Consider the following 22,216-nt stretch of genomic DNA (forward strand, 5'->3'; position numbering starts at 1 on the left):
AGCGGCAGCGTGTGTCAGCGACCACGCAGGAAGAGGGCGTCGAGTTCTTTCAACGTGAGCTGGCGCCAGGTCGGGCGGCCATGATTGCACTGATCTGCGCGCTCGGTGGCTTCCATGTCGCGCAGCAGGGCATTCATCTCGGTCAGGGTCAGGCGGCGGTTGGCACGCACCGCGCCATGGCAGGCCATGGTGGCCAGCAGCTCATGCTGGGCGCGCTTGATCACGTCGCTGGCATCGATCTGGGCCAGCTCGGCCAGCACCGAGCGCGTGAGCTCCACGCCGTCGGCTTGCGTCAGGGCCATGGGTAGCGAGCGCACGGCCAGCTTGCCCGGGCCAATGGCGTCGACGTCCAGGCCCAGGGACAACAAGGCATCACGCTGGGTCTCGGCCGTGGCAATTTCTTGCGGGTTCGCGGCAAAGGTCAGCGGGATCAGCAGGGGCTGGCTCTCCAGGCGTTCATGGGCGAGCTGGGCCTTGAGGCGCTCGTACACCACGCGTTCGTGCGCGGCGTGCATGTCCACGATGATCAGGCCCTTGGCGTTTTCTGCCAGCACGTAGATGCCACCGATCTGGGCCACCGCACGGCCCAGGGGCCACTCGTGGGTGTCGTCCATCTGGTCCATCTGGGCAGCTTGGGCAAGCTGTGCCGTGGATGGCCGTTGCGTCGGTACCATCGAGTTGGCCCAGCTCGCATCGCTGAGTTGCGACGACAAGCTCGGCGTGTTGGCGGCCTCTGCGTTGCGTGGCGCGATGGCGAGTTCACCATCGTCCTGCGTGGCGGCCACGACGCGCGGCAGGCTCAGGTCGGCAAAGGGGGCTGGGGCCGATGCGGCTGACGAGGTCGACAAGACCGTGGGGCCCGAGGGCGCGGCCTGCTGACCTGGCCAGCCTGCCCAGCGGCGCTCGGGTGCACTGTCTTGCACGCGGGCCCAGGGCAGGGCGGTTTGCTGGGTCGGGCTGGTGAGCGCTGGGGTGGCTGCGTCAGCTGAAGGCGCATCGGGCGCTGTCGGCGTGGCGCTGCCGTCTGCTGCCCTGTCGTTTGTGCCCGGCTGTGGCTGTGCCGCACGCGACAGGGCCAGCGAGGCCTCGACCGCACGGCGCGCGGCCTGGTGCACCTGGCGCGAATCACGGAAGCGCACTTCGATCTTGGTCGGGTGCACGTTCACGTCCACCAGCTCCGGCGCGATCTCGATGAACAGGGCGTAGGTGGGTTGGCGAGAGCCGTGCAGCACGTCTTCATAGGCCGAGCGCACGCCGTGGGCCAGCAGCTTGTCACGCACATAACGGCCGTTGACGTAGCAGTATTGCCAGTCGGCACGCGAGCGCGCGGCGTCGGGCAGGCCGGCGCGGCCATGGATGCGCATGGGGCCGATGCTCAGGTCCACCTCGCGGCTGGTGCGCACGAATTCGTCGCCCAGCACGTCGGCCAGGCGTTGGGCGGGTGTGCCGGGGCGCAGTTGTTCCACCAGCTTGCCTTCGTGCCAGACGCTGAAGCCCACATCGGGCCGCGCCAGGGCATGGCGACGCACGGCCTCCAGGCAATGCGCCAGCTCGGTGGCGTCGCTCTTGAGGAACTTGCGGCGGGCAGGCGTGCTGAAGAACAGCTCGCGCACTTCCACGCTGGTGCCCACGGCGCGGGCGGCCGGGCTCAACTCGCCAGAGCGTGCATCCAGCCGATGGGCATGGGCCGCGTCAGGCGTGCGGCTGGACAAGGAGGTGTCTGACACCGAGGAGATGGCGGCCAGTGCCTCGCCCCGGAAACCCATGGTGGCCACGTGTTCCAGGTCGTCGAGCGAGCGGATCTTGCTGGTGGCGTGCCGGCGCAGCGCCAAGGGCAGCTCGGCCACGGGGATGCCGCAGCCATCGTCTTCCACCAGGATCTGGCGCACGCCGCCGGCCAGCAGCTTGACCGTGATCTGGCTGGCGCCGGAGTCCAGCGCGTTGTCGACCAGTTCGCGCACCACCGAAGCGGGGCGCTCCACCACTTCGCCGGCTGCGATCTGGCTGATCAGCTCATCGGGCAGCTCCAGGATGCTGCGGCGGGGCGCGGCTTGGCCGGGGGCGGTTGCGTTGTCCGAAAAAGCAGGGTCTCGAGCGGGCTCAGGCGTCATCCCGCTATTGTAGGAGGCCCTCGCCCCGGGGGGAGGAGCGCGTCATCAATCCCGGCCATAATGCGCCGCCATGGACATCGCACACTTTCTGATTGATTTCATCCTGCACGTCGACAAGCACCTGATGGTCTTCGTTCAGGATTTTGGGCCCTGGGTCTATGCCCTGCTGTTCCTGATCATCTTTGTCGAAACCGGCGTGGTGGTCATGCCCTTCCTGCCGGGTGACTCGCTGCTGTTCGTGGTGGGCACACTGTGCGGCCTGGGCATGATGAGCCTGCCCTTGTCCATCGGCTTGCTGACCGTGGCAGCGATCGCGGGCAACCAGAGCAATTACGCGATCGGGCGCAAGCTGGGGCCCAAGGTCTTCCAGTGGGAGCAGTCACGCTTTTTCAACAAGAAGGCGTTCGAGCAGGCTCACGCTTTCTATGAGCAATATGGCGGCATCACCATCGTGATCGCGCGCTTCATGCCTTTCCTGCGCACCTTCGCGCCCTTTGTGGCCGGTGTGTCGGCCATGAGCCGTGGCAAGTTCACCTTCTATGACGTGACTGGTGGCACCTTGTGGGTGGCTGGCGTCACGCTGGCAGGCTACTTCTTCGGCAACATCCCCTTCGTCAAGACGCACCTGGACAAGATCATCTGGGCGATGATCCTGATCCCTGGGCTGGTGGCCATCTTTGGCGCCTGGCGCGCTGGCCGCAAGGCGGCTGCCACTGCGGCCTGAGCATATTGCTGTCTACCTGACGGTGATGGCCGCCTTGCCGGGGGCCATCCAGCTCACAAAGCGCGGTTGCGCGCGAGCGGCGGGTTCTTGGCGAAGTAGCGCTGGATGCCTTGTAGCAGGGCATCGGCCAGGTCGCTCTGGTAATCGTCGTCCTGGAGCTTGGACTCTTCTTCGGGGTTCGAGATGAAGCCCGTCTCCACCAGGATGGAGGGGATGTCCGGCGCCTTGAGCACGGCAAACCCGGCCTGCTCGACCTTGCCCCGGTGCAGCTTGCCGATCTTGCCCAGGTGGCCCAGCACGGCGTTGCCCAGCTTGAGGCTGTCCTTGATCTGGGCGGTGGTGGACATGTCGAGCAGGGCGCGCATCACGGTGGCGTCCTTGTTCTTGATGTTGACACCACCAACCTGATCCGATGCGTTTTCCTTCTTGGCCATCCAGCGTGCGGCTGCACTGGATGCGCCCGTCTCGGACAAGGCAAACACCGACGCGCCCCGCGCCAGCGGGTTCATGAAGGCATCGGCGTGAATGGACACGAACAGGTCGGCTTGCACGCGGCGCGCCTTGACCACCCGCTCGTGCAGGGGCACGAAGTAGTCTGACTCGCGTGTGAGCATGGCCCGCATGCCCGGCTGGGCATTGATCAGGGCGCGCAGCTTGTGCGCCACCTTCAGCACCACGTCTTTTTCATACAAGCCGCTGGGGCCGACCGCGCCGGGGTCTTCACCGCCATGGCCGGCATCCAGGGCCACGATCACCAGGCGCTGTGCACCGGCTTTGGCGTTGCCAACCGGGGCGTTGTCGCGCTCATCGGCGGGTTTGTCAGGGCCCTTGTCAGCCAGCTTGTCAGCCGCGCCCTTGTCACCGGGGCGGGCCGGTGTGGCCTTGGCCACGGCCTTGTCGCCGGCTTGCGGGGCCCGCTTGAGCCCGCCAATGAAGTCACCCAGCGCATCGTTCATGGCATCGGCGGCCTGATCGGACTGGGCGCCGGGCAGGGCGGGGCGCGCGGCGTTGCCGGAGGTGCCCGGCGCCGACATGTAGGCGCCAGGGCTGCTGCCGGCTGGGGGCGCGCCATTGCCATTGGCCGGCACATTGCTGGCCGCGGCGCTGGCGCCACTGGCTGCGGCCGATGGTGCCGGCGCGGTAGACGGGGCTTGCTGCAGCGCCAGCTTGGGGTCGGCCGCCTGGGTTGGGTACAGGTCAAAAACCAGCCGATGCTGGTAGGCCGCCACCGGTGGCAGGCCAAACACCTGCGGCTTGATGCCCTGCTTGAGGTCCAGCACCAGGCGGGCCACCTTGGGGCGGTTCTGGCCCACGCGCACACCGGCGATGTAGGGGTCGTCTGCCCGCACCTTGCTGACGATCTCGCGCAGCTGCGGGCTGATCTCCAGCCCTTCGATGTCGATGACCAGGCGGGTGGGGTTGGCCACCGAGAAGAAGGTGGCGTTGAGCGGGATGTCCGATTCCAGCGTGACGCGGGTGTAGTCGGCCGCCGGCCAGACGCGCACGGCCAGCAGCTGCGCGCCAAAGGCGAGCTCCTGGGGGCCCAGCACCATGATCAGGGTGCCGCCCAGTGCCTGCTTGAGCAGGCGCCGACGATGCGCTTGATGTGGTTTATCCATGAGCCTGCGCTCCTGCTGGTGCCGCGGCGGGCGGGGCACTCAAGGCCCCCGGCGCCTGCAGGGCCATCAAGGCCTGCTGTCCGGCAGGGCTGAACGCCTCGACACGCACCGTGCGCTGTTCGCCCTGATCGGTCTGAGGTGGTGGCTGGATGTGGATTTGCAAGTCGGCACGTGGCAGCAGGCCCGCTGCCTTCTCGGGCCATTCAGCCAGCTTCAGGCCGGGCGCGGCAAACAGGTCGCGAAAGCCGGCGTCTTCCCACTCTTGCGGGTCATTGAAGCGGTAGAAATCAAAATGGTGAATGGCCATGCCAGGTGCGTCATGCGGTTCGACCACGGCATAACTGGGGCTCTTGATGCGCCCTTGCACACCCAGCGCACGCAACAGGTGGCGGGTAAAGGTGGTCTTGCCTGCGCCCAGCGTGCCGTGCAGCTCGATATAGGCTGATTCACCCGCCAGCAGGCCGGGTTGCATGGCCTGGGCCAGCTCAGCGGCCATGGCTGCGCACGCGGCTTCATCGGTCCAGATGAAGTCGCCCACCGCGACAGGCGGTTTGGCCAGGTTGGCCGGCATGGCATCCGGGCTTGCTACGATCGTCACATGCGTCATGTACTTCAGTCACCCCTTCCGGGCGCTCATCCGGGGGAATCGGGCCGGGCGGCCGACCTCGCGCAGGTCATGGCCCTCTTGCGCCAATGGGCGACAGAACTGGGATTTTCTCAGATTGGCGTAGCTGATGTGGATTTGTCAAGTGCCGAGGCCCCTTTGATGGACTGGCTGGCGCGCGGTTTCCACGGGGACATGCACTACATGGCCAGCCATGGACTCAAGCGGGCCAGGCCTGCCGAGCTGGTGCCGGGCACGGTTCGGGTCATCACGGCGCGCATGGATTATCTGCCCGCGAGCCTGCCTGCGCAGCCTGGTGAATGGCAGCGCATCGAATGGGATCGCCTGAGCCGGCCTGCCGCCGCGGCGGTGTCCATGTACGCCCGGGGGCGGGACTATCACAAGGTGCTGCGCGCCCGCTTGCAGAAGCTGGCAGACAAACTGGCCGAGTTGATCGGGCCTTTCGGGCACCGCGTGTTCACGGATTCTGCGCCGGTGCTGGAGGTGGAACTGGCCAGCCGCAGCGGCCTGGGATGGCGCGGTAAACACACGCTGCTGCTCACTCGTGATGCGGGCTCGGCCTTCTTCCTGGGCGAGATTTTTGTCGACATTCCCTTGCCGCTGACGGAAGCGGAAACGGCGCACTGCGGCTCCTGCAGCGCCTGCATCGACGTCTGCCCGACGCAGGCCATCGTGGGCGAACGCCTGGTGGATGCGCGCCGTTGCATCTCTTACCTCACGATCGAGCAGGGCGGCCCCATCCCGTTGGCGCTGCGGCCTTTGATGGGCAACCGCATCTACGGTTGTGACGATTGCCAGCTGATCTGCCCCTGGAACAAGTTTGCCCGCCGCGCGGTGCTGCCGGACTTCGATGTGCGGCCGGCGCTGGCCAACCCCGATCTGCTGCAACTGTGGTCCTGGGATGAGGCCACCTTCCTGCGCTTGACCGAAGGCAGCCCGATCAGGCGCATCGGCTTTGCGAGTTGGCAGCGCAACATCGCGGTGGCCTTGGGCAATGCCTTGCGCGGTGATCTGGATGAGGCCACGCGCCTGGCGATGCGGGACGCGCTGTCGCAGTGGTTGCGCCAGCCGCCAGTGGGGACGGACGTGGCACTGGTGGGCGAGCACGTTCAGTGGGCGCTGGCGCAAGCGGCTGCGGCCTGATCACGCGCCGCCTCAGGGCTGCGCCTGCGCACGCGCCAGCAGCACCGCCCGCTCGCGCTCATTGCCGGCCAACTCTGCCGCGCGCAAGAAGGCTTCACGTGCCTCATCCATTCGGCCCAGCTTGTGCAGCAAGTCGCCTTGCACGGCGGGCAGCCAGTGGTAGTGCCGCAGCGCCTTGTCATCCAGCAAGGCGTCGAGCACGGCCAGGCCCGCGGCGGGCCCCTGCGCCATGCCGACAGCCACCGCACGGTTGAGCTCGACCACCGGCGAGGGCGCCACCCGCATCAGCTCGGCATACAGCGCCGCAATGCGCGCCCAGTCGGTGGCCTGGGCGCTGGGTGCGCGCGCGTGGCAGGCGGCGATCTCGGCCTGCAATCGATAGTTGCCCACAGGCTGGTGCAGGGCCTGGGAGCGTTCGAGGGCAGCCAGGCCCCGGCGGATGAGCAGGTGATCCCAGCGCGCGCGGTTCTGGTCGGCCAGCAAGATGGCCTGACCTTGCGCATCCACACGGGCGGCCAGGCGTGAGGCCTGGATCTCCATCAGGGCGACCAGGCCATGTACCTCGGCCAGATTCGGTGCCAGCTCGGCCAGCGTGCGGCCCAGTCGCAGGGCCTCGTCGCACAGCGCCGGGCGCATCCAGTCGCCGCCGCTGGTGGCGGTGTAGCCCTCGTTGAAGATGAGGTAGACCACCTCCAGCACGGAGGGCAGGCGCTCGGGCAGGGCCGGCCCACGCGGCACCTCGAACGGCACCTTGGCCTGGCTCAGGCTGCGCTTGGCGCGCACGATGCGTTGTGCCACGGTGGGCTCGGGCACGAGGTAGGCACGGGCGATCTCGTGCGTGGTCAGACCGCCCAGCAGCTTGAGTGTCAAAGCCACCCGGGCTTCGGTGGACAGGATCGGGTGGCAGGCCGTGAAGATCAGGCGCAGCAGGTCGTCGCCGATGTCATCCTGCCGCGCGGCGTCCAGCGCATCCACGAAGTCAGGCACGGTCAAGGCCTCCAGCGCTTCCAGGTCACGCGCCAGGTCTTCATGCCGGGCCTCGGCCATCTGGCGGTGGCGCAGGTAATCCAGCGCGCGGTTGCGGGCGGTGGTCATCAACCAGGCCGCAGGGTTGTCGGGCGGCCCGTCAAGTGGCCAACGCTCCAAGGCGGCCACCAGCGCGTCCTGCGCCAGCTCTTCAGCCACGCCCAGGTCGCGCACGCGCCGCGCCACCGTGGCCACGATGCGCGCCGACTCGATGCGCCAGACAGCGGCGATGGTGTCGTGAACCTGGGAGTGCATGCGCCTTTTTTACATCGATTCCTACATCTCTTTCTACATCTGCTGAGGCGCGGCGCTCATATCCATGTAGAACACCTCCCACTGGTGCCCGTCCAGGTCGGCAAAACCATGCTGGTACATGAAACCGTGGTCCTTGGGCTCGTTGGGCGTGGTGCCTCCGGCGGCCACAGCCTTGCTCACCATGGCCTGGACTTCTTCGCGGCTGTCGCAGGACAGGGCGATCAGCACCTCGGTGGCCTTCTTGGCATCGCAGATGGGCAGCTTGGTGAAACCCTGGAAGAAGGGCTCGACCAGCAGCATGGCGTAGATGTTCTCGGCGATCTCGAGGCTTGCGCCATGCTCGTTGGTGAAGCGCGGGTTGAACTTCAGGCCCAGGGCTTCGAAGAAGGCCTTCGAGCGGGGCAGGTCCTTGACGGGCAGGTTGACGAAGATTTGTCTGATCATGATGGGCTTCCTGTGTCAGATGTGTTGGTCAGTTGGGTTTGTTCATGGCGTCCATGGCCTTGAATTTGTCGAGGGCCTCGCTGGGCGTGAAGTCATCCAGCTCGAACAGTTCACGCACCTCGACAATGGCCTCGGCGCCTGCGCGCACGGGGTTGGGAAAGCGCCGGCTCCACTCCAGGGCTTCTTCACGCGAGCGCACCTGGATGAGTGTGTAGCCCGCGATCAGCTCCTTGGCTTCGGCAAACGGGCCGTCCACGACGCGGCGGCTTTCCTTGCCGCCTTCCTGGCCGTAGTGGATGCGCCAGCCCGTGCGGCTGGGCTTGAGGCCCGTGCCATCCAGCAGCACACCGGCCTTGGCCAGCTCTTCGTGGTAGGTAGCCATGGCGGCCATCACGGCGGGGTCCGGGTCGGGCTGCACCTCGGCTTCGAACTCGGGGCAGGACTTCACGATGATCATGAATCGCATGGGCTGCTCCTTTCAGGCCGGCATCAAGGGTTGGATGATGCTGTTGCGGTTGCCTTCGGTGTCCATGAAGGAGACGTATTCGCCCACGCCGGGGATGGTCATGGGCTCGCCCATCACTTCGCCGCCCGCCGCGTTGACGCGTTTCATGGCCGCGCGGATGTCGTCCACACCCATGACCACCGAGGGGTGCTGCATGGGCCAGTCAGGCTTGAAGGGGAACAGGCCACCGTTGATGGCGCCCATGGACGCATGCGGTGGCAGGCCAGGTCGTGTGCCCGGGGCGGCAGTGGTGACCAGCAGGTAGTCGCCCATCTCGGGGCCCAGCTTCTGGCATTGCCAGCCGAAGGCCTCGGCATAGAAGCGGGCGGCGCGATCGCGGTCGCGGTACGGCATCTCGAAGTGCACCACGGGGCACATGGGAACGGTCGGGTTCGTCATGGTGAGTCTCTCCACTTGAGCGACGACGCCCTGGCCGGTGCCTGATGCCCGGTGCTTCAATTGCGTCGTCATGGGTACGACGAAGCAGGCTGTCGACAATCGACAGCTTCGGCTTAGGTGAAAACCCGGATCACGCGTGGCTCTCGTCGAAACAAGGCGCGAGTGCACGCACTTCCACGGTGCACCACTGCGCCGCCGGGCACGCGTGCGCCAGGTCAATGGCCTCTTCGCGGCTGACGTTCTGCAGCAGGAAGAAGCCGCCGATCATCTCCTTGGCCTCGGCAAAGGGACCATCCAGCGTCTGTGGCCGGCCATGCGCATGGCTGACCCGCACCGCATCCGCCTGGGACGACAGCGACTCCACGGCTTTGAGCTTGCCCTGTGCGGCCAGCCCTTCGGCAAAGCGTTGCATCTGGGCGTAAGCCTCGCGGCCCTCAGCCTGTGTGCGCGTGGCGCGTTGGCCAACGGGTTCGATGATCAGCAGCATGTAGGACATAGAGGCAAGGCCGGCGGCTCAGTTCGTGCAATGCCCGCATGCTACATAGCTAGCGGTAAACACCGCCCTTCGCGCGCAATTTGCCCGTCATGTGAGCGTGTGTTTTGGCACTAGCCCCATCGCCGATGCTGGTGGTGGTGATCACGTCCAGGTCGCGCCAGCCATTGGTGGAGGTGGATGCCAGGGCGAGGCGCACGGCCTTGTTTTCAATGGCGCAACCTGTTTCGGCATCGTCGAAGCAGTGTGCCGTGTCTCCCACCATCTGCCATGAGCTCATGGGCATGTTCTGGATGATGGGCCGCAAGGTCTTGCCGCGCTCGATGAACAGCGTGAGGTAATCGCTCTCGCCGCCGTCTGCATAGCGTGGGCTGTAGCCAATGTTCATGCGCACACCGAATGCGCGCAGCTTGGGCGCGATGTTGTAGGGGGCTGTGTCCAGGCGCAGGCTGTACTCGCTGATGCGGGTGCCGGCGTCCTCCAGGATCCGGTCGCGGTACACCCTGATCAACAGACGACGTTTGACATCGACCACAGCCATCACGAAGCCCCTGTATGAGTTGCCATCTGTGTTGGGTGTCTCACGGAGTTCATGAAACAGAGCAAGCAGTGTCAGGTTCGGGTTCAAAGGGTGGGGCTGGCAGGTCAAGTCGATCATGCGGGGGTAGTCGGGCGATTCATCTTGTGGCCCGGCAAATGAGACCTCAAGGTCGTCTGACAGGAATGACCCCAGCAGGACGCGGTTGCATGTCGGGCGCTCCCCGGGGTTTTGATCGGAGCGGTTGGCCGTGATCCTGTTAGGGAGGGAGCGCCAGTCCTCGTCAGCGGGGGCGGTGGGGTTGGCGTGGCGATCGTCCACGAAGTAGGTGACGCCATTGCGGTTCGCTTCGCCCATGGTCGCGCTCATGGCGCCGGTGGCCGAACAGTCCAGATTGCGCTCCAGATCGCTGCTGTCACCTTGGCAGTCATCAAATGGCTTGGACCACCAGAGCTCAAGATGGCCATCGGCATCCAGATCCGATACACGCACGATGTCCGGCCGGTCTTGCGGCCAATACAAGCGTGCAGGCACGGTCAACTCCTGCAAACCATGCGGCGTCAGGATCAGGTCGACACGGGTGCTGTCGTTGTCTGCCAGTTCAAGTTCGATGAGCGAGCGGCTGTGCCCAGGGTGGCGCCAATGGGTGGCCATGCGGACCACGCGGTGCTGTTGCCACAGGGATCCGGCGTAGGCTTGCATGCTGGCAATGGCATCGGCATGCATGCCCTGGGTCAGGGTGCCCAGCCACGCCCGTTGATCGGGCTCGATGACGCCGTTCTCACCCGTCCTGGGCGCCTCATTGACCAGCTTGAGAAACTGGTGGCGCTTGTCCAGCGTGAGCTTGCTGTGCTGGAGGGCCAGCGGGGTGACCTGTGGTTCATGGACCCATGTTCGACACAGGTCGGCCTGCCAGTTCAATGCGGGCTTGCCTTGCGCACTGAAACAGTCGCTCCCATTGCTGGTGAGCTGGCTGAGGATCTCGTCGCGCGTCGCATCGGACGGGGTGCGCTGAAGCAGCTTCAGATACTGCCCGCGCAATTCGACCGCCTGCGCTGTGGTGCCGGCCTTGATCCGCGACCAATCCGGCTTGGCACATGGGGTGAACGGGGCGTCCTGGAGGTGCTGCGACACGAAGAGGTTGAGCAGGTCAGGGTGGGTGTTCAGCCATGCTTGGTGAAGGCTGCAGTTCTGGTCATCTCCGCCAATGGCATTGATCTCGGCCATCACCGCATTGCGTATGGCAGGGGATTCGGCCATGTAGGTGCCCAGTGGGCCCCATGGGTTGACAAGGGCGTTGTAGTAACCCAGTTCGTAGTAGTACCAGCGGTGGTCGATGGCCTGTGTCATCGTGCGTTGGAGGACCGTCATTTGGTGCAAGGTGTTGGCCAGCGCATTGGCGGGCCAGGCAGAAGGCTGCCTGACAACCGACGCAAGCTTGGCGCGCAAGAACGCGCCTCGCCGAAGCAATGCGTCGAAGCGGGGCTCCCCCTCCTGGCCACCTGCTCCGTATTGATCGGACGGCTTGTGAAGCGGTGGCAAGGGGGCATCAAGCTGCACCAGCGATTCCAGCCGTGCAAGGGCCGATGCCAACTCCGGATCGGCGGGGGGTGAGGCTGGCCCACAGGCGAAGCACCATGACGCAGTCATCGGGCCCGGTACCGCTGCAGCCTTCTCTGGCCAGGAAGCGCGAGAACTTGCCGGGCAGGAAGGCTGCTACCCGCGCGCCGATGCCGCGAACTTCCTGCTGGTTGGCCTGGCGAGCCTCTGGTGTCCAGCCAGCCCTGTGACCGCTGCGTTCGCGAACACAAAAGCCAAAGTCGCCTTCCAGGCTGTCCGAGCTGGTGGCTGCAATGCCCCACATGCTCAACGAGCTGATTTTCAGTCGACGGCGGAATGGGTCCGCATCCGGTGTGATCCAGGCAAGCTGGGGCATGCAGTTCCACATGGCCATGAAGGCCGCGGGCTCGTCCTGCCATGAGGCATAGGGGCCATACAGGTGCAGGTGTGTGAAAAATCGCTGATCAGGTGCCTGGCGGGCTGCCGCCACCTCTTCGGGGAACCAGCCGGCCACCTTGTTGATCACGTCGGACGGCTTGTCAAAGCTCAGCAGGGTGCCTTGCCCGGCGAAGATGAGCCCGTTCTCTCGAACCACCTTGCGTTGCTTGAGCAGCTCCGGCATGGCGTAAAGCCGTTGAATGCGTTCGGGCGTGGCCTCGCGTACCACGAAGTCCTTCACGTCGTTTTCTTTGGTGCCCACCATTTGCTGGATCTCATGGATCACCGCATCAAATTCTGGCGGCGCCAAAGGCGGGCTCAGTTTGCTGGTTGTCTGTGCGTTGGCCTGGATCGGGCACACGAGTACCAGTGTGGCGGCGCCAGCGATGGCGATCGACAGCGCCGCGTGTGCGCGTCTGAACAGCCAGGCGCGAGCTTGCTTGATCATGTGTCTCCCTTGAGCCCATTGCGGATGGGGCTTCTTGACACCAAGGATAGCCGACAGGCTCAGCCAGCTGACGAGACCCTTGGCAACGCATGGCCTGTCTCCAGCAGGGACTTGAGGTTCGACAGCACCTTGGGCCAGCCGCCCGAAATGCCGGCCAACATTTGCGGATCACGCTCCAGGTCTTCATGCGTGACTGTCAGGCACACCAGCTTGTCGCCGTGCGGTGCGATGTCGAAGGTGACGCGCGAGTGTTTGCGTTCATCCTCGGCATCGGCCGGCCTGGCCCAGGTGATCACCAGGCGTTGTGGCGGCTGGCTCTCCAGCACCTTGCCCACCATGTCGATGGCAGCGGTATCGTCGGCGCGTTGATGGGCCCAGGTCGAGCCGGGTTTCCAGTCCGATACGTTGAAGTGCGGCGCGCAGCTCCCGATCGGGTCCGCCCAATACTGACGCGTCACGTCGGTGTCGACCAAGGCCCGCCACACCTTCTCTGGTGTCGTGGCGATGTAGGTCACATACACGAAGCTAGGTTTCGTCATCTTGATCACCTTCCAGTTTCTGTTTGAGGGCATGCAGCGCGCTCAGGCGGCTGCGTTCGAACTTGCAGATCCAGCGCTCGTAGATCTCGTGCAGCGGCACCGGGTTGAGGTAATGCAGCTTTTCCCGCCCTTGCCAGATCACGGCCACAAGCTGGGCTTGCTCCAGCAGTTGCAGGTGCTGGGTCACGGCCTGGCGTGTCATGGCCATGTGCTCGCACAAGGCGCTGAGCGTCTGGCCGTTGTCGCTGTGAAGCAGGTCCAGCAACTGCCTGCGCGTGGGGTCTGCCAGGGCCTTGAAAACTTTGTCGATATCCAAAATGGGCGGATGAGTCTGGGTGCGTTGGGATGAATAATATGCAAGTAATTGCTTGCATGTCAAGGAGGAAAACGCCGGCACCCACACGAGGCAGGCACCGGCGCTCTTCAGTTCACGCGGGTATCAGACCGACATCAAATGATCGGCGCATCAACCAGGAGGGCATCTGGCTCAGGCTTGGGGCAACTCACGGGGACGACCTGGCTGCTGCCGTTGAACTGGAGCGATGCGGCTGCGCTGCCCATGCCGATGACCATCGACGCGGCGCTTGTGCCTGGCTGGAACGGCCCGGCCGTGACGGTGCCTGTGGTTGGCAGCGAGACAACCACCGCCGTGTTGCGCTGGAGCGTGGTGGCCGGGATCGCCGTGCCGCCAGGCAGCACGTTCGGGTTCGCCGGCGTGCCGTTGTCAACGATCAGTTTGAGTTCGTCAACCTTGCCTTGCACCGTGGTCACGCCTGCATCCATCAGCCGGTTCACGGTGGTGGCAGGCAGGGTGATCGCGCCCGAGGCCTGGGTGATCGACAGGCTGCCGGCGCGCTTGACCGCGAGCGGGATGACCCCACCGACGGCCACGCCGACGTCATATTGCTGGCCACCGATGTCGCACTTGTAGGGCGCGTTCACGATGCCGATGAGGTTGCCTGCCGCAACCGTCGGGTAGGACAGCGGCTCGCCTTCATAGAGAGCCGGCTTGCTCGCATCGACCTGGCTGCCCACGGCGACCGACAGCAGCGCGTTGCCTTGCGAGGCCAGGCACTCGGCATGGACCTTGATCTTCAGGCCAATCGAGCTCTTGAGCGTCACGTCGGCTGTGGCGCCCTCGAAGCGGAACTGGACCCGGCCATCGGCGGGTGCCACATAGGGGCCAACACGGAAGTCGCCCGTCTTGGGCAGGCCAACGGTGAGGGGCTTGCCGCCCTGAACGGGGACGTCCGCCACGCTCAGGTCATAGAGTTTGGCCAGGTCGACCGTGGCCGGGGTCGAGCGCGTGGCGCCGATCCGCAGGCTGGAGATGACGGCGTCGGCCTTGTTGATGGTGACGATCCCGCCCAGCGTGGTGAGCCAGGCCGGCAGTGTCAGCGCGCCGCTGCCTTGCGACAGGTAAAAGACCTGGCCTGGGCCGAGTTGAACGGGCGCGATGCCCTGGATGTCAACGGTGCCGCCGATCTTGATGAGCTTGAGGGTGCCCACGCTGATCTGGCAGGAGATGGGCAGGGTGAAACGGCCGGTGTCGGCGCCAATCGACGGCACCAGTTGGGGGTCGAGCGCGCTCGATGTGGACGGGGCCAGTGCGGCGGCAAGGGCCAGCAGCGCGAACGACCCACGCATGCGGCGCAGGAGGGACAAGGGATTCATGGGGTGCTTCTCCTAGTGATGCGGTTTTCGGGCAGAGCCACGCACACCTCTTGTGGGAATGAGTGCAATTTAACGGTGCGCGTTCCGCAAAGAATAGCGAGATGCACCCGGCAACGGCCGGGGCTGACGCTTTACCGCCCCTTACTTGGCTCCTGCTGCGGGCCTGTTGCCATCAAGGCTCCTGCTGCAGGCGTGTGAGCAAGTCCGCCGTGGGGAACCCATCGGCGGGCAGCCCGATGCTGCGCTGGTACTGTTGCAAGGCGCTGCGCGTGGCCGGGCCGACCTGGCCATCGGGCTTGCCGCTTTCGAAACCCTTGCGGTTCAGGGCGGTTTGCAAGGCCAGGACCTCGCTGCGGCTCAGTGCGCGCAGATCCCGTGGCCACGATGCCTGTACCGTGGCGCCCCCCGCGATGCGCTGGGCCAGCAGGCACACGGTGAGCGCATAGCTCGTCGAGTTGTTGTAGCGCAGGACGGTGCGGTAGTTGCGGCCTACCAGAAAGGCCGGGCCACGCGCGCCAGCGGGCTGGAGGACCGATGCATCAGCCAGCGCAGGCAAGGGGGTGTCGTCCATGGTGCGCACACCCTCTGCGGCCCATTGAGCCGAGGTCTGGCGTAACCCGGAGTCGGCGCGGGCGGGGTCGAAGCCTGCGGGCAGTTGGACTTCGGTACCCCAGGGCTCCTCGGCCCGCCATCCCGAGCGCGCCAGGAAATTGGCCGTGGAGGCCAGTACATCGGCCATGCTGCCCCAGATGTCGCGTCGCCCGTCGCCATCGGCGTCTACGGCGTAGGCCAGGTAGGACGAGGGCATGAACTGAGTCTGCCCCATGGCGCCTGCCCACGAGCCCACCATGCGGTCTTTCTCGATCTCACGGCGCTGCACGATCTTGAGCGCCGCCAGCAATTCGCTGCGGGCCCAGGCCTCGCGCCGGCCCTCGAAGCCCAGGGTGGCCAGGGCATCGAAAACAGGCACATCGCCGTAGTTGCTGCCGTAGTTGCTCTCCAGGCCCCATACCGCCATGAGGATGGGGCCGGGTACGCCGTAGCGGGTGCTGGCTGCATCGGCTTCGGGCTGAAGCTGCGCGAGTTTTTGCTGGCCCGCTGCGATGCGTTGCGGCGAGATGATGGCGTCCAGGTAGTCCCACAAGGTGCGCGTGAACTCCGGTTGGGCGCGGTCTAGCTCGACCGCGCGTGGGCGCAGGCGCACACCGTCCAGTGCCGCATGCAGCGTGGCCTCGTCGATGCCGGCTGCACGGGCGGTTTCGCGGAAGTTCGCCACCCACTGCGCGAAGCGCTCGTTCACGGTGGCGTCGTTGTTGGCGAGGGGCTGGGTGGTGGCCTGGCCTTCAATGGCGGAAGCGGGCGCGGCGGGTGGTGTAGCGTTGGCGGGTGTCGTGGCCGTGGGCGCGACCTTGGGCGCAGGGCTTGACGCGCAGCCCGAGAGGGCAGCCAGTGCCAGTGCGGTCACCAGTGTGCTGGCCTGGATGTGGATGTGAGAAAGCCTGGATGGCATGCATGCTCCGAAAGCAGAGGGCTGGCCGCACAGGCGGCGTCCTTCTGGCGAAATGGTGTGGCCGATGCGGCCTTTGCCGAGCATGCCATAGCCTCGGTCAGGCGGCGGGATCAGACCGTTGCCCGAGCAGGGGTAGAGAAGGGCGCTGCGGGCTGCCGCTCCATGGCGCGGATCAACAGCATGAACACGCCCAGCTCCGCCATCAAGCCCACGCTCAGTGCGGGCCATCCACCGTGATCCCACAACCACCCACCGGCATAACCCAGGGCGCTGGAGCCAATGTAGTAGGCCAGCAGGTAGAGCGACGTGGCTTGTGCCTTGCACGGCCCCGCCACTTTGCCCACCAGCCCTGAACACACCGCGTGCATGGCGAAGAAGCCGCCGGTCATCAGGCACAGCCCCAGGATGAAGGCGGCCAGATGGCTTGCCTGGGTGGTCACGATGCCAAGGGCTGTGGTGGCGCAGGACCATTTCAATACCCGCGTGCTGCCCATGGCCTCCACCCATCGGCCACTGAGGCTGGACGAGGCCACGCCAAAGAGATAACAGCTGAAGATCAGGCCCACCTGGGCCGGGCGTAACTGGAAGGGCGCTGACAGCAGGTGGAAGCCCGCGTAGTTGTAGGCCGTGACGAAAATGCCCGACGCGATCCCGCCACACAGGAACAGCTTGGGCAGGGTGGGGTGGGTCAGCAGGTCACGCCAGGGGAACAGCGGTGCCGTGCTGGATGGCGGCGCGCTTGCAGGCAGCGGGCGCTTGTTCAGGATCATGAGCGCAATGCCCGCCGCCGCCAGCAGGCACAACGCCGACATGCTGAGAAGCCCTGCACGCCAACCGAAGAGGTCGGCGATGACGGCGATGCCCACGCGGCCGCTCATGCCGCCCATGGCCGTGCCCGCGACATACAGGCCCATGCTCCTGGCCAGCCGCGATACCTCGACCGTGTCGCCCAGATAAGCCATGGCCGTGGCCGGCACGGCGCCCAGGAAGGCGCCCATGAACGCTCGGCAGATCAGCACCTGCCACCAGTCGGTACAAACGGCAGACAAGCCATTGAGCAAGGTGGCCATCAGGATGGCACCCAGCATCAACTGGCGGCGGTCCATTCGCCGGGCCACCATGGCGCTGCACAGGATGGACAGCGCCAGAAGCCCTGTGGACATGGACAAGGCCAGGGCACTGTCTGCTGCGCTGAGGTGGAACTCGCGCGCAAACGCCGGCAAGAGGGGCTGCACCGCATACAGCAGCGCGAACGTGACGAAGCCGATCAGGAACAGGGCGAGGGGGCCTTGTCTGAGCGATGAGGCGGAGGGCATGGTTCCAACCTGGCAATGGCGTGAGTGCAAATTGTCTGGTTGTGCTGGCAATATGTCCAATATATTATCGATGACATCATCATATGTATTGCATATGGCCATGGAGCTGAGACACCTTCGCTATTTCCTGGCGGTGGCAGCGGAGTCCAACGTGACCCGGGCCGCCGCCAGGCTGGGCATCAGCCAGCCACCCTTGAGCCAGCAGTTGAAAGAGCTGGAGCGCTGGCTGGGTGTCGAGCTGTTTCACCGCACGTCTCAGGGTGTGTCGCTGACGGCTGCGGGCGAGGCCTTTCAGAAGGAGGCCCAGCACACCTTGCAGGCGGCCGAGCAGGCGCGCCACGCCGCCGTGCGGGCGTCCATGGGGCAAACGGGCACGGTGCGCGTGGGGTTCACCGGGTCCGCCTCCTTCCATCCGGTGGTGGCCCGCACCATCCGTGACTTCAGGCGCCAATGGCCAGATGTGCAGCTCATCCTGGAGGAGAACAACACCACCAAGCTCACAGAGCGCCTGCTCCATGGCGCCGTGGACGCTGCCTTCCTGCGGCCGGCTTCATCTGGCTTGACCGAGATGGATGTGCTGCGCTTCAAGGACGAGCCCATGAAGGTGGCGCTGCCTTCATCGCACCCCTTGGCGGGGCGCAAGCGCATCGAGCTGAGCCGCCTGGCTCATGAGCCTTTCGTGCTGTTTCCCCGCTCGGTGGGCTTGAGCCTGTATGACGCGGTGATCCAGGCCTGCACGGCCGCGGGGTTCGAGCCACGCCTGGGGCAGGAAGCGCCCCAGCTGGCGTCGGTGATCAACCTGGTTGCGGCAGAGATGGGCGTGTCCATCGTGCCGGCCTCGCTGTCCCAGATCCATGTCGTGGGTGTCAGCTATGTCGACATCAGTGGGCCTGCGCCCGTTGCCACGCTGGGGCTGGCCGTTCACCATCAGAACACCTCACCTGCCGTGAGGAACTTCGTGCAGGCGTGCAAGATGGCTTAGGGGGCTTAGGGGGCTTAGGTGGGCTCAAGCCTGCGGCTCGGTTTGGGCATCCCGCATGCGTTTGATGTCGCGTTGCGGGGGGGCCCCAAACAGGCGGCTGTAGTCACGGCTGAACTGTGAGGCGCTCTCATAGCCCACGCGGGCAGCCGTGCTGCTGGCATCCAGATCCTGGTTGAGCATCAATTGCCTGGCCTCTTGCAGGCGCAATTGCTTCTGGTATTGCACGGGGCTCATGCCCGTGAGCTGGCGAAAATGTTGTCGGAATGTGGATGGGCTCATGTGTGCGGTGGCGGCCAGTTCATCCATCAGCACATCGTTGCGGAAGTGCTGCTTGAGCCAGGCCATGGCGCGGGCGATCTGATGGCTGGGTGAGCCCGCGGCCAGCAGTTGCCGCAGGTAGGGCCCATGAGGGCCTGTCAGCAGCCGCACCATGATCTCTTGCTGGATCAAGGGGGCGAGGTGGGCCATGAGTTGGGGTTGCGCCAGCAACTGGACCAGGCGAATGGCGGCATCCACCAACGGCGCCTCCAGGGCACACAGCGAGATGGCCCGTGGCGCCTGCTCACGTGGCAGCGGTGGCATGTCCATCTCGGTGGCCAGTTGAACCAGGGCGCGTGTGTCCAGGGTCAGCAGCATGCCCAGATAAGGTTGGGCCAGGCTGGCCCGCGTGACATGGGCAACCACGGGCAGATCAACCGTGGTCAACAAGGATTGCCCGGGCCCGTAGGTGATCACCTGATCCCCGAGGGTGACCTGCTTGTCGCCTTGTGCCGCAATGGCCAGCCCCAGGGTGTAAAAGCAAGCGGTGGGCTCCGTCTTGACACTGCTTCGGTAGACGGACAGTTCGGGGATGCCCGTTTGATGGCGGCCATCATTTCGGGCAATCTGGCCCAGCGCGTGGGCCAAGGTGTCGACGGGCATGGCCAGCCTTTCAGTGAACGTGGTTTCTCGTCTGCGACTTTACCTGTGCCGGTTTCGAGTGGGCCTCATCCTGCTGAAGACTCGTTGAAAAAGGCAAGACAAGCCGCAAAAACGGCAAGCCCATCATGGGACTGGCGGGCACACTCCAAACTCATTAGCATGCAACGCATTGGCCTACTTGCGCCCCTGCCTGCGCCCACTTAACCGGAGAGACACCCACCATGAGCAAGCTCAACGTCAACGGCCGGGAGCACACGGTCGATACCGACCCCGGCACACCCATCCTGTGGGCCTTGCGTGACACGCTGGGCATGACTGGCACCAAGTTCGGTTGCGGTGCGGCGCTGTGCGGCGCCTGCACCGTGCACCTGGACGGCCAGGCCATCCGCTCCTGCGTCACGCCCATTGCGGCGGCCGAGGGCAAGAAGATCACCACCATCGAGGCGGTGACCGATGGGCACGACCGTGTTGGTGCCGCCGTGCACGCGGCCTGGGTCAAGCACGACGTGGCCCAGTGTGGCTACTGCCAGAGCGGCCAGATCATGAGCGCGACGGCCTTCCTCAAATCGCTGCCACGTGGCAAGCAGCCCAGTGCTGCCGAGATCGATTCGGCCATGGCCGGCAACATCTGCCGCTGTGGCACCTATGCCCGTATCCGCGCTGCCGTGGCCGATGCTGCCCGCGCCCTTGCTTGAAGGAGCTGCCATGTTGAGCCACATCGACCAACGCGAGATGCCGCGCGCCCTGCAACACCTGCTTGCCCGCAGCCAACCTGACGACGCCACCACCCTGCCACGCCGCAGCTTTCTGAAGCTTGCCGGCATCGGCGGCCTGGCGCTGGGTGCCTTCCCCTTGACCAGTGCGGCCCAGGGCAGCACCCCGGCCGACGGCGCACTCAAGCCCACGCAGCAGCCATCGGCCTTCGTGCAGATCGCGCCCAATGGCGAGGTCACCGTCGTCGTCAACCGGCTGGAGTTCGGCCAGGGTGTGCAGACCGCCTTGCCCATGATCCTGGCTGAAGAACTCGATGCCGACTGGAGCCTGGTGCGCGCGCGACACGGTTCGAGTGACCCGGCCTATGCCGACCCGCTTTGGGGCATCCACCTCACGGGCGGCTCCAACTCGATCAAGCACAGCTTCACGCAATACCGCGAGCTGGGTGCGCGTGCCCGCGTCATGCTGTTGAACGCCGCCGCCGCGCGCTGGAAGGTGGACGTGGCCACACTGCGCACACAGGCCGGCACCGTGCTTGGCCCAGGCGGCTTGAAGCTGACTTATGGTGAGCTGGCCGAGGCCGCCATGGCCCAGCCTGTGCCCCAGAAGATTGCCCTCAAGGACCCCAAGGACTTCCGCCTCATCGGCAAGCCCACCAACCGCCTGGATGCCAAGGCCAAGAGCAGTGGTCGCCAGGACTTCGGCATCGACGTTCATCTGCCCGGCCAACTGACCGCCGTGGTCGCCCACCCACCGGTGTTCGGCGCGCGCCTGAAGTCCGTGGACGACAGCGCCGCCCGCGCCATCAAGGGTGTGAAGGCCGTGTTGCGCGTGCCACTGGACCGTGGCGCCGAAGGCGTGGCCGTGGTGGCCGATGGCTACTGGCCCGCCAAGCAGGGGCGCGATGCCCTCAAGCTGGAGTGGGACACCGCCTCGGTCGAGAAGGTCGACAGCGACAAGCAACTGGCCCAGTACCGCGAGCTGGCCAAACAGACCGGCCCGCGCCAGTTCGATGCCGACATGGCACCCATGGACAAGGCGCCACGGCACATCGACGCCGAGTTCGTGTTCCCCTATCTGGCGCATGCGCCCATGGAGCCCTTGAACTGCACGGTGCAGATATCGGATGGCAAAGCCGACCTGTGGGTGGGCACGCAGTTCCCGGGCGTGGACGGCAATGCGGCCGCACGCGTGCTGGGCCTCAAGCCCGAGCAGGTGACGATGCATGTGCAGATGGCCGGTGGCGGCTTTGGCCGACGCGCCGTGGGCACCAGTGACTATGTGGTCGAGGCCTGCGAGATCGCCAAGGCCGCACGGGCAGCAGGCTTGAACGTACCGGTGCGCATGGTCTGGAGCCGTGAAGACGATATCCGTGGTGGCTACTACCGCCCCATGCACCTGCACCAGGCGCGCGTCGGCTTTGACGAGCAGGGCAAGGTGCTGGCTTGGGAGCATGTGCTGGTTGGCCAGTCCATCACCACGGGGACGCTGTTTGAAGGCGGCATGGTGAAGAACGGTATCGACGCCACCGCGCCCGAAGGCATGCGCGAGCCGTACCCCATCCCCATGCGCCTGACCGTGCACCATCCCAAGGTCAACGTGCCGGTGCTGTGGTGGCGCAGCGTGGGCTCTACCCATACCGCCTTCGTGATGGAGACCCTGATCGACGAGATCGCGCGCAGCACGAAGCAGGACCCGGTGGCCTACCGCATGCAGATGTTCGGCGACAAGCACCCGCGCCACCGTGCCGCCTTGCAGCTGGCGGTGGACCAGAGCGGCTATGGCAAGAAGCGCCTGCCTGCCGGGCGCGCCTGGGGCGTGGCCGTGCACGAGTCCTTCGAGACCGTGGTGGCCTATGTGGTGGAAGCCTCGGTGAAACAAGGTCGGCCTGTGCTCCACAAGGTGACCGGCGGCGTGCACTGCAACCTGGCCGTGAACCCTCGCACCATCGAAGCGCAGGTGCAGGGTGCTGCGCTGATGGGCTTGTCCATGTGCCTGCCTGGTGCGGCCATCACGCTCAAGGATGGTGAGGTGCAGCAGCGCAACTTTGGTGACTTCGTGGTGCCGCGCATCACCGACATGCCTGAGATCGCCGTGCACATCGTGCCCAGCGCCGATGCGCCTACCGGCATGGGGGAGCCGGGCTTGCCGCCCCTGGCGCCCGCCTTTGCCAATGCCATCGCCAAGCTGACGGGCAAGCCTGTGCGCAACCTGCCTTTCAAGCTGGCCTGA

The 22,216-nt window shown here is 65.6% G+C and carries 21 protein-coding genes; 5 read left to right on the forward strand and 16 right to left on the reverse strand.

Annotated features, from left to right (window positions below):
• Positions 1 to 14: 14 nt before the first annotated feature.
• Positions 15 to 2,111: a DNA mismatch repair endonuclease MutL gene (gene mutL / locus HY019_RS11945; protein WP_290692334.1), complete on the reverse strand. Its 2,097-nt coding sequence runs from the start codon at positions 2,109 to 2,111 to the stop codon at positions 15 to 17.
• A gap of 70 nt (positions 2,112 to 2,181) precedes the next feature.
• Here mutL and HY019_RS11950 point away from each other — a divergent pair, with 70 nt between their 5' ends.
• A complete protein-coding gene (locus HY019_RS11950; protein ID WP_290692336.1) occupies positions 2,182 to 2,835 on the forward strand; it encodes a VTT domain-containing protein in 654 nt (217 codons plus the stop codon).
• Positions 2,836 to 2,888: 53 nt separating this feature from the next.
• On the opposite strand, the gene HY019_RS11955 is transcribed toward HY019_RS11950, so the two are convergent.
• Both HY019_RS11955 and tsaE read right to left on the reverse strand, forming a co-directional pair.
• A complete protein-coding gene (locus tag HY019_RS11955) occupies positions 2,889 to 4,454 on the reverse strand; it encodes an N-acetylmuramoyl-L-alanine amidase (RefSeq protein ID WP_290692338.1) in 1,566 nt (521 codons plus the stop codon).
• Positions 4,447 to 5,052 carry a tRNA (adenosine(37)-N6)-threonylcarbamoyltransferase complex ATPase subunit type 1 TsaE gene (gene tsaE / locus HY019_RS11960; protein WP_290692340.1) on the reverse strand — a complete coding sequence of 202 codons (606 nt, stop codon included), beginning with the start codon at positions 5,050 to 5,052 and terminating at the stop codon, positions 4,447 to 4,449. Before tsaE ends, HY019_RS11955 begins: the two co-directional genes overlap by 8 nt.
• 78 nt (positions 5,053 to 5,130) lie before the next feature.
• Between tsaE and queG the strand changes: the two genes are divergently transcribed.
• Positions 5,131 to 6,222, forward strand: coding sequence for a tRNA epoxyqueuosine(34) reductase QueG (gene queG / locus HY019_RS11965; protein ID WP_290692342.1), 1,092 nt, complete (start codon positions 5,131 to 5,133; stop codon positions 6,220 to 6,222).
• A gap of 12 nt (positions 6,223 to 6,234) precedes the next feature.
• Here the strand turns inward: queG and HY019_RS11970 are convergent, their stop codons facing one another.
• The 12 genes from HY019_RS11970 to HY019_RS12025 form a co-directional block, all read right to left on the reverse strand.
• Complete coding sequence (locus HY019_RS11970) at positions 6,235 to 7,503, reverse strand: RNA polymerase sigma factor (RefSeq protein ID WP_290692344.1); 1,269 nt, start codon at positions 7,501 to 7,503, stop codon at positions 6,235 to 6,237.
• 33 nt (positions 7,504 to 7,536) lie between these two features.
• Positions 7,537 to 7,947, reverse strand: coding sequence for a VOC family protein (locus HY019_RS11975; RefSeq protein ID WP_290692346.1), 411 nt, complete (start codon positions 7,945 to 7,947; stop codon positions 7,537 to 7,539).
• Between the two features lie 28 nt (positions 7,948 to 7,975).
• Entirely contained in the window at positions 7,976 to 8,413 is a 438-nt protein-coding gene (locus tag HY019_RS11980) for a YciI family protein (protein WP_290692348.1), read from the reverse strand.
• Positions 8,414 to 8,425: 12 nt separating this feature from the next.
• Positions 8,426 to 8,851 carry a VOC family protein gene (locus HY019_RS11985; RefSeq protein WP_290692350.1) on the reverse strand — a complete coding sequence of 142 codons (426 nt, stop codon included), beginning with the start codon at positions 8,849 to 8,851 and terminating at the stop codon, positions 8,426 to 8,428.
• Positions 8,852 to 8,981: 130 nt separating this feature from the next.
• Complete coding sequence (locus tag HY019_RS11990) at positions 8,982 to 9,347, reverse strand: YciI family protein (protein ID WP_290692352.1); 366 nt, start codon at positions 9,345 to 9,347, stop codon at positions 8,982 to 8,984.
• Between the two features lie 49 nt (positions 9,348 to 9,396).
• The gene (locus HY019_RS11995) at positions 9,397 to 11,253 is read right to left on the reverse strand and encodes a hypothetical protein (RefSeq protein WP_290692354.1); all 1,857 of its coding nucleotides are present in this window, start codon (positions 11,251 to 11,253) and stop codon (positions 9,397 to 9,399) included.
• Between the two features lie 178 nt (positions 11,254 to 11,431).
• Complete coding sequence (locus HY019_RS12000) at positions 11,432 to 12,328, reverse strand: hypothetical protein (RefSeq protein ID WP_290692356.1); 897 nt, start codon at positions 12,326 to 12,328, stop codon at positions 11,432 to 11,434.
• A 59-nt stretch (positions 12,329 to 12,387) separates the two neighbouring features.
• Positions 12,388 to 12,867 (reverse strand): SRPBCC family protein, encoded by a 480-nt coding sequence (locus HY019_RS12005; protein ID WP_290692358.1) that lies wholly within the window; start codon positions 12,865 to 12,867, stop codon positions 12,388 to 12,390.
• Positions 12,854 to 13,177 (reverse strand): helix-turn-helix domain-containing protein, encoded by a 324-nt coding sequence (locus HY019_RS12010; RefSeq protein WP_290692487.1) that lies wholly within the window; start codon positions 13,175 to 13,177, stop codon positions 12,854 to 12,856. The genes HY019_RS12005 and HY019_RS12010 overlap by 14 nt, the downstream gene beginning before the upstream one ends.
• Positions 13,178 to 13,317: 140 nt before the next feature.
• Positions 13,318 to 14,541, reverse strand: coding sequence for a DUF6801 domain-containing protein (locus HY019_RS12015; protein ID WP_290692360.1), 1,224 nt, complete (start codon positions 14,539 to 14,541; stop codon positions 13,318 to 13,320).
• A gap of 172 nt (positions 14,542 to 14,713) precedes the next feature.
• Positions 14,714 to 16,051, reverse strand: coding sequence for a lytic murein transglycosylase (locus HY019_RS12020; RefSeq protein ID WP_290692362.1), 1,338 nt, complete (start codon positions 16,049 to 16,051; stop codon positions 14,714 to 14,716).
• A gap of 110 nt (positions 16,052 to 16,161) precedes the next feature.
• Positions 16,162 to 17,367: an MFS transporter gene (locus HY019_RS12025; protein ID WP_290692364.1), complete on the reverse strand. Its 1,206-nt coding sequence runs from the start codon at positions 17,365 to 17,367 to the stop codon at positions 16,162 to 16,164.
• 100 nt (positions 17,368 to 17,467) lie between these two features.
• On the opposite strand from HY019_RS12025, the gene HY019_RS12030 reads away from it, so the two are divergent.
• The gene (locus HY019_RS12030; RefSeq protein WP_290692366.1) at positions 17,468 to 18,349 is read left to right on the forward strand and encodes a LysR family transcriptional regulator; all 882 of its coding nucleotides are present in this window, start codon (positions 17,468 to 17,470) and stop codon (positions 18,347 to 18,349) included.
• 24 nt (positions 18,350 to 18,373) lie between these two features.
• Here HY019_RS12030 and HY019_RS12035 read toward each other — a convergent pair whose 3' ends face one another.
• Positions 18,374 to 19,270, reverse strand: a complete 897-nt coding sequence (locus HY019_RS12035; RefSeq protein WP_290692368.1) for an AraC family transcriptional regulator — start codon at positions 19,268 to 19,270, stop codon at positions 18,374 to 18,376.
• Positions 19,271 to 19,491: 221 nt separating this feature from the next.
• On the opposite strand from HY019_RS12035, the gene HY019_RS12040 reads away from it, so the two are divergent.
• Both HY019_RS12040 and HY019_RS12045 read left to right on the forward strand, forming a co-directional pair.
• The gene (locus tag HY019_RS12040; protein ID WP_290692370.1) at positions 19,492 to 19,965 is read left to right on the forward strand and encodes a (2Fe-2S)-binding protein; all 474 of its coding nucleotides are present in this window, start codon (positions 19,492 to 19,494) and stop codon (positions 19,963 to 19,965) included.
• Between the two features lie 10 nt (positions 19,966 to 19,975).
• Positions 19,976 to 22,216, forward strand: coding sequence for a xanthine dehydrogenase family protein molybdopterin-binding subunit (locus tag HY019_RS12045; protein ID WP_290692372.1), 2,241 nt, complete (start codon positions 19,976 to 19,978; stop codon positions 22,214 to 22,216).

Origin of the sequence: Aquabacterium sp. (assembly GCF_016195855.1) — a bacterium.
Lineage (GTDB): Bacteria > Pseudomonadota > Gammaproteobacteria > Burkholderiales > Burkholderiaceae_C > Aquabacterium.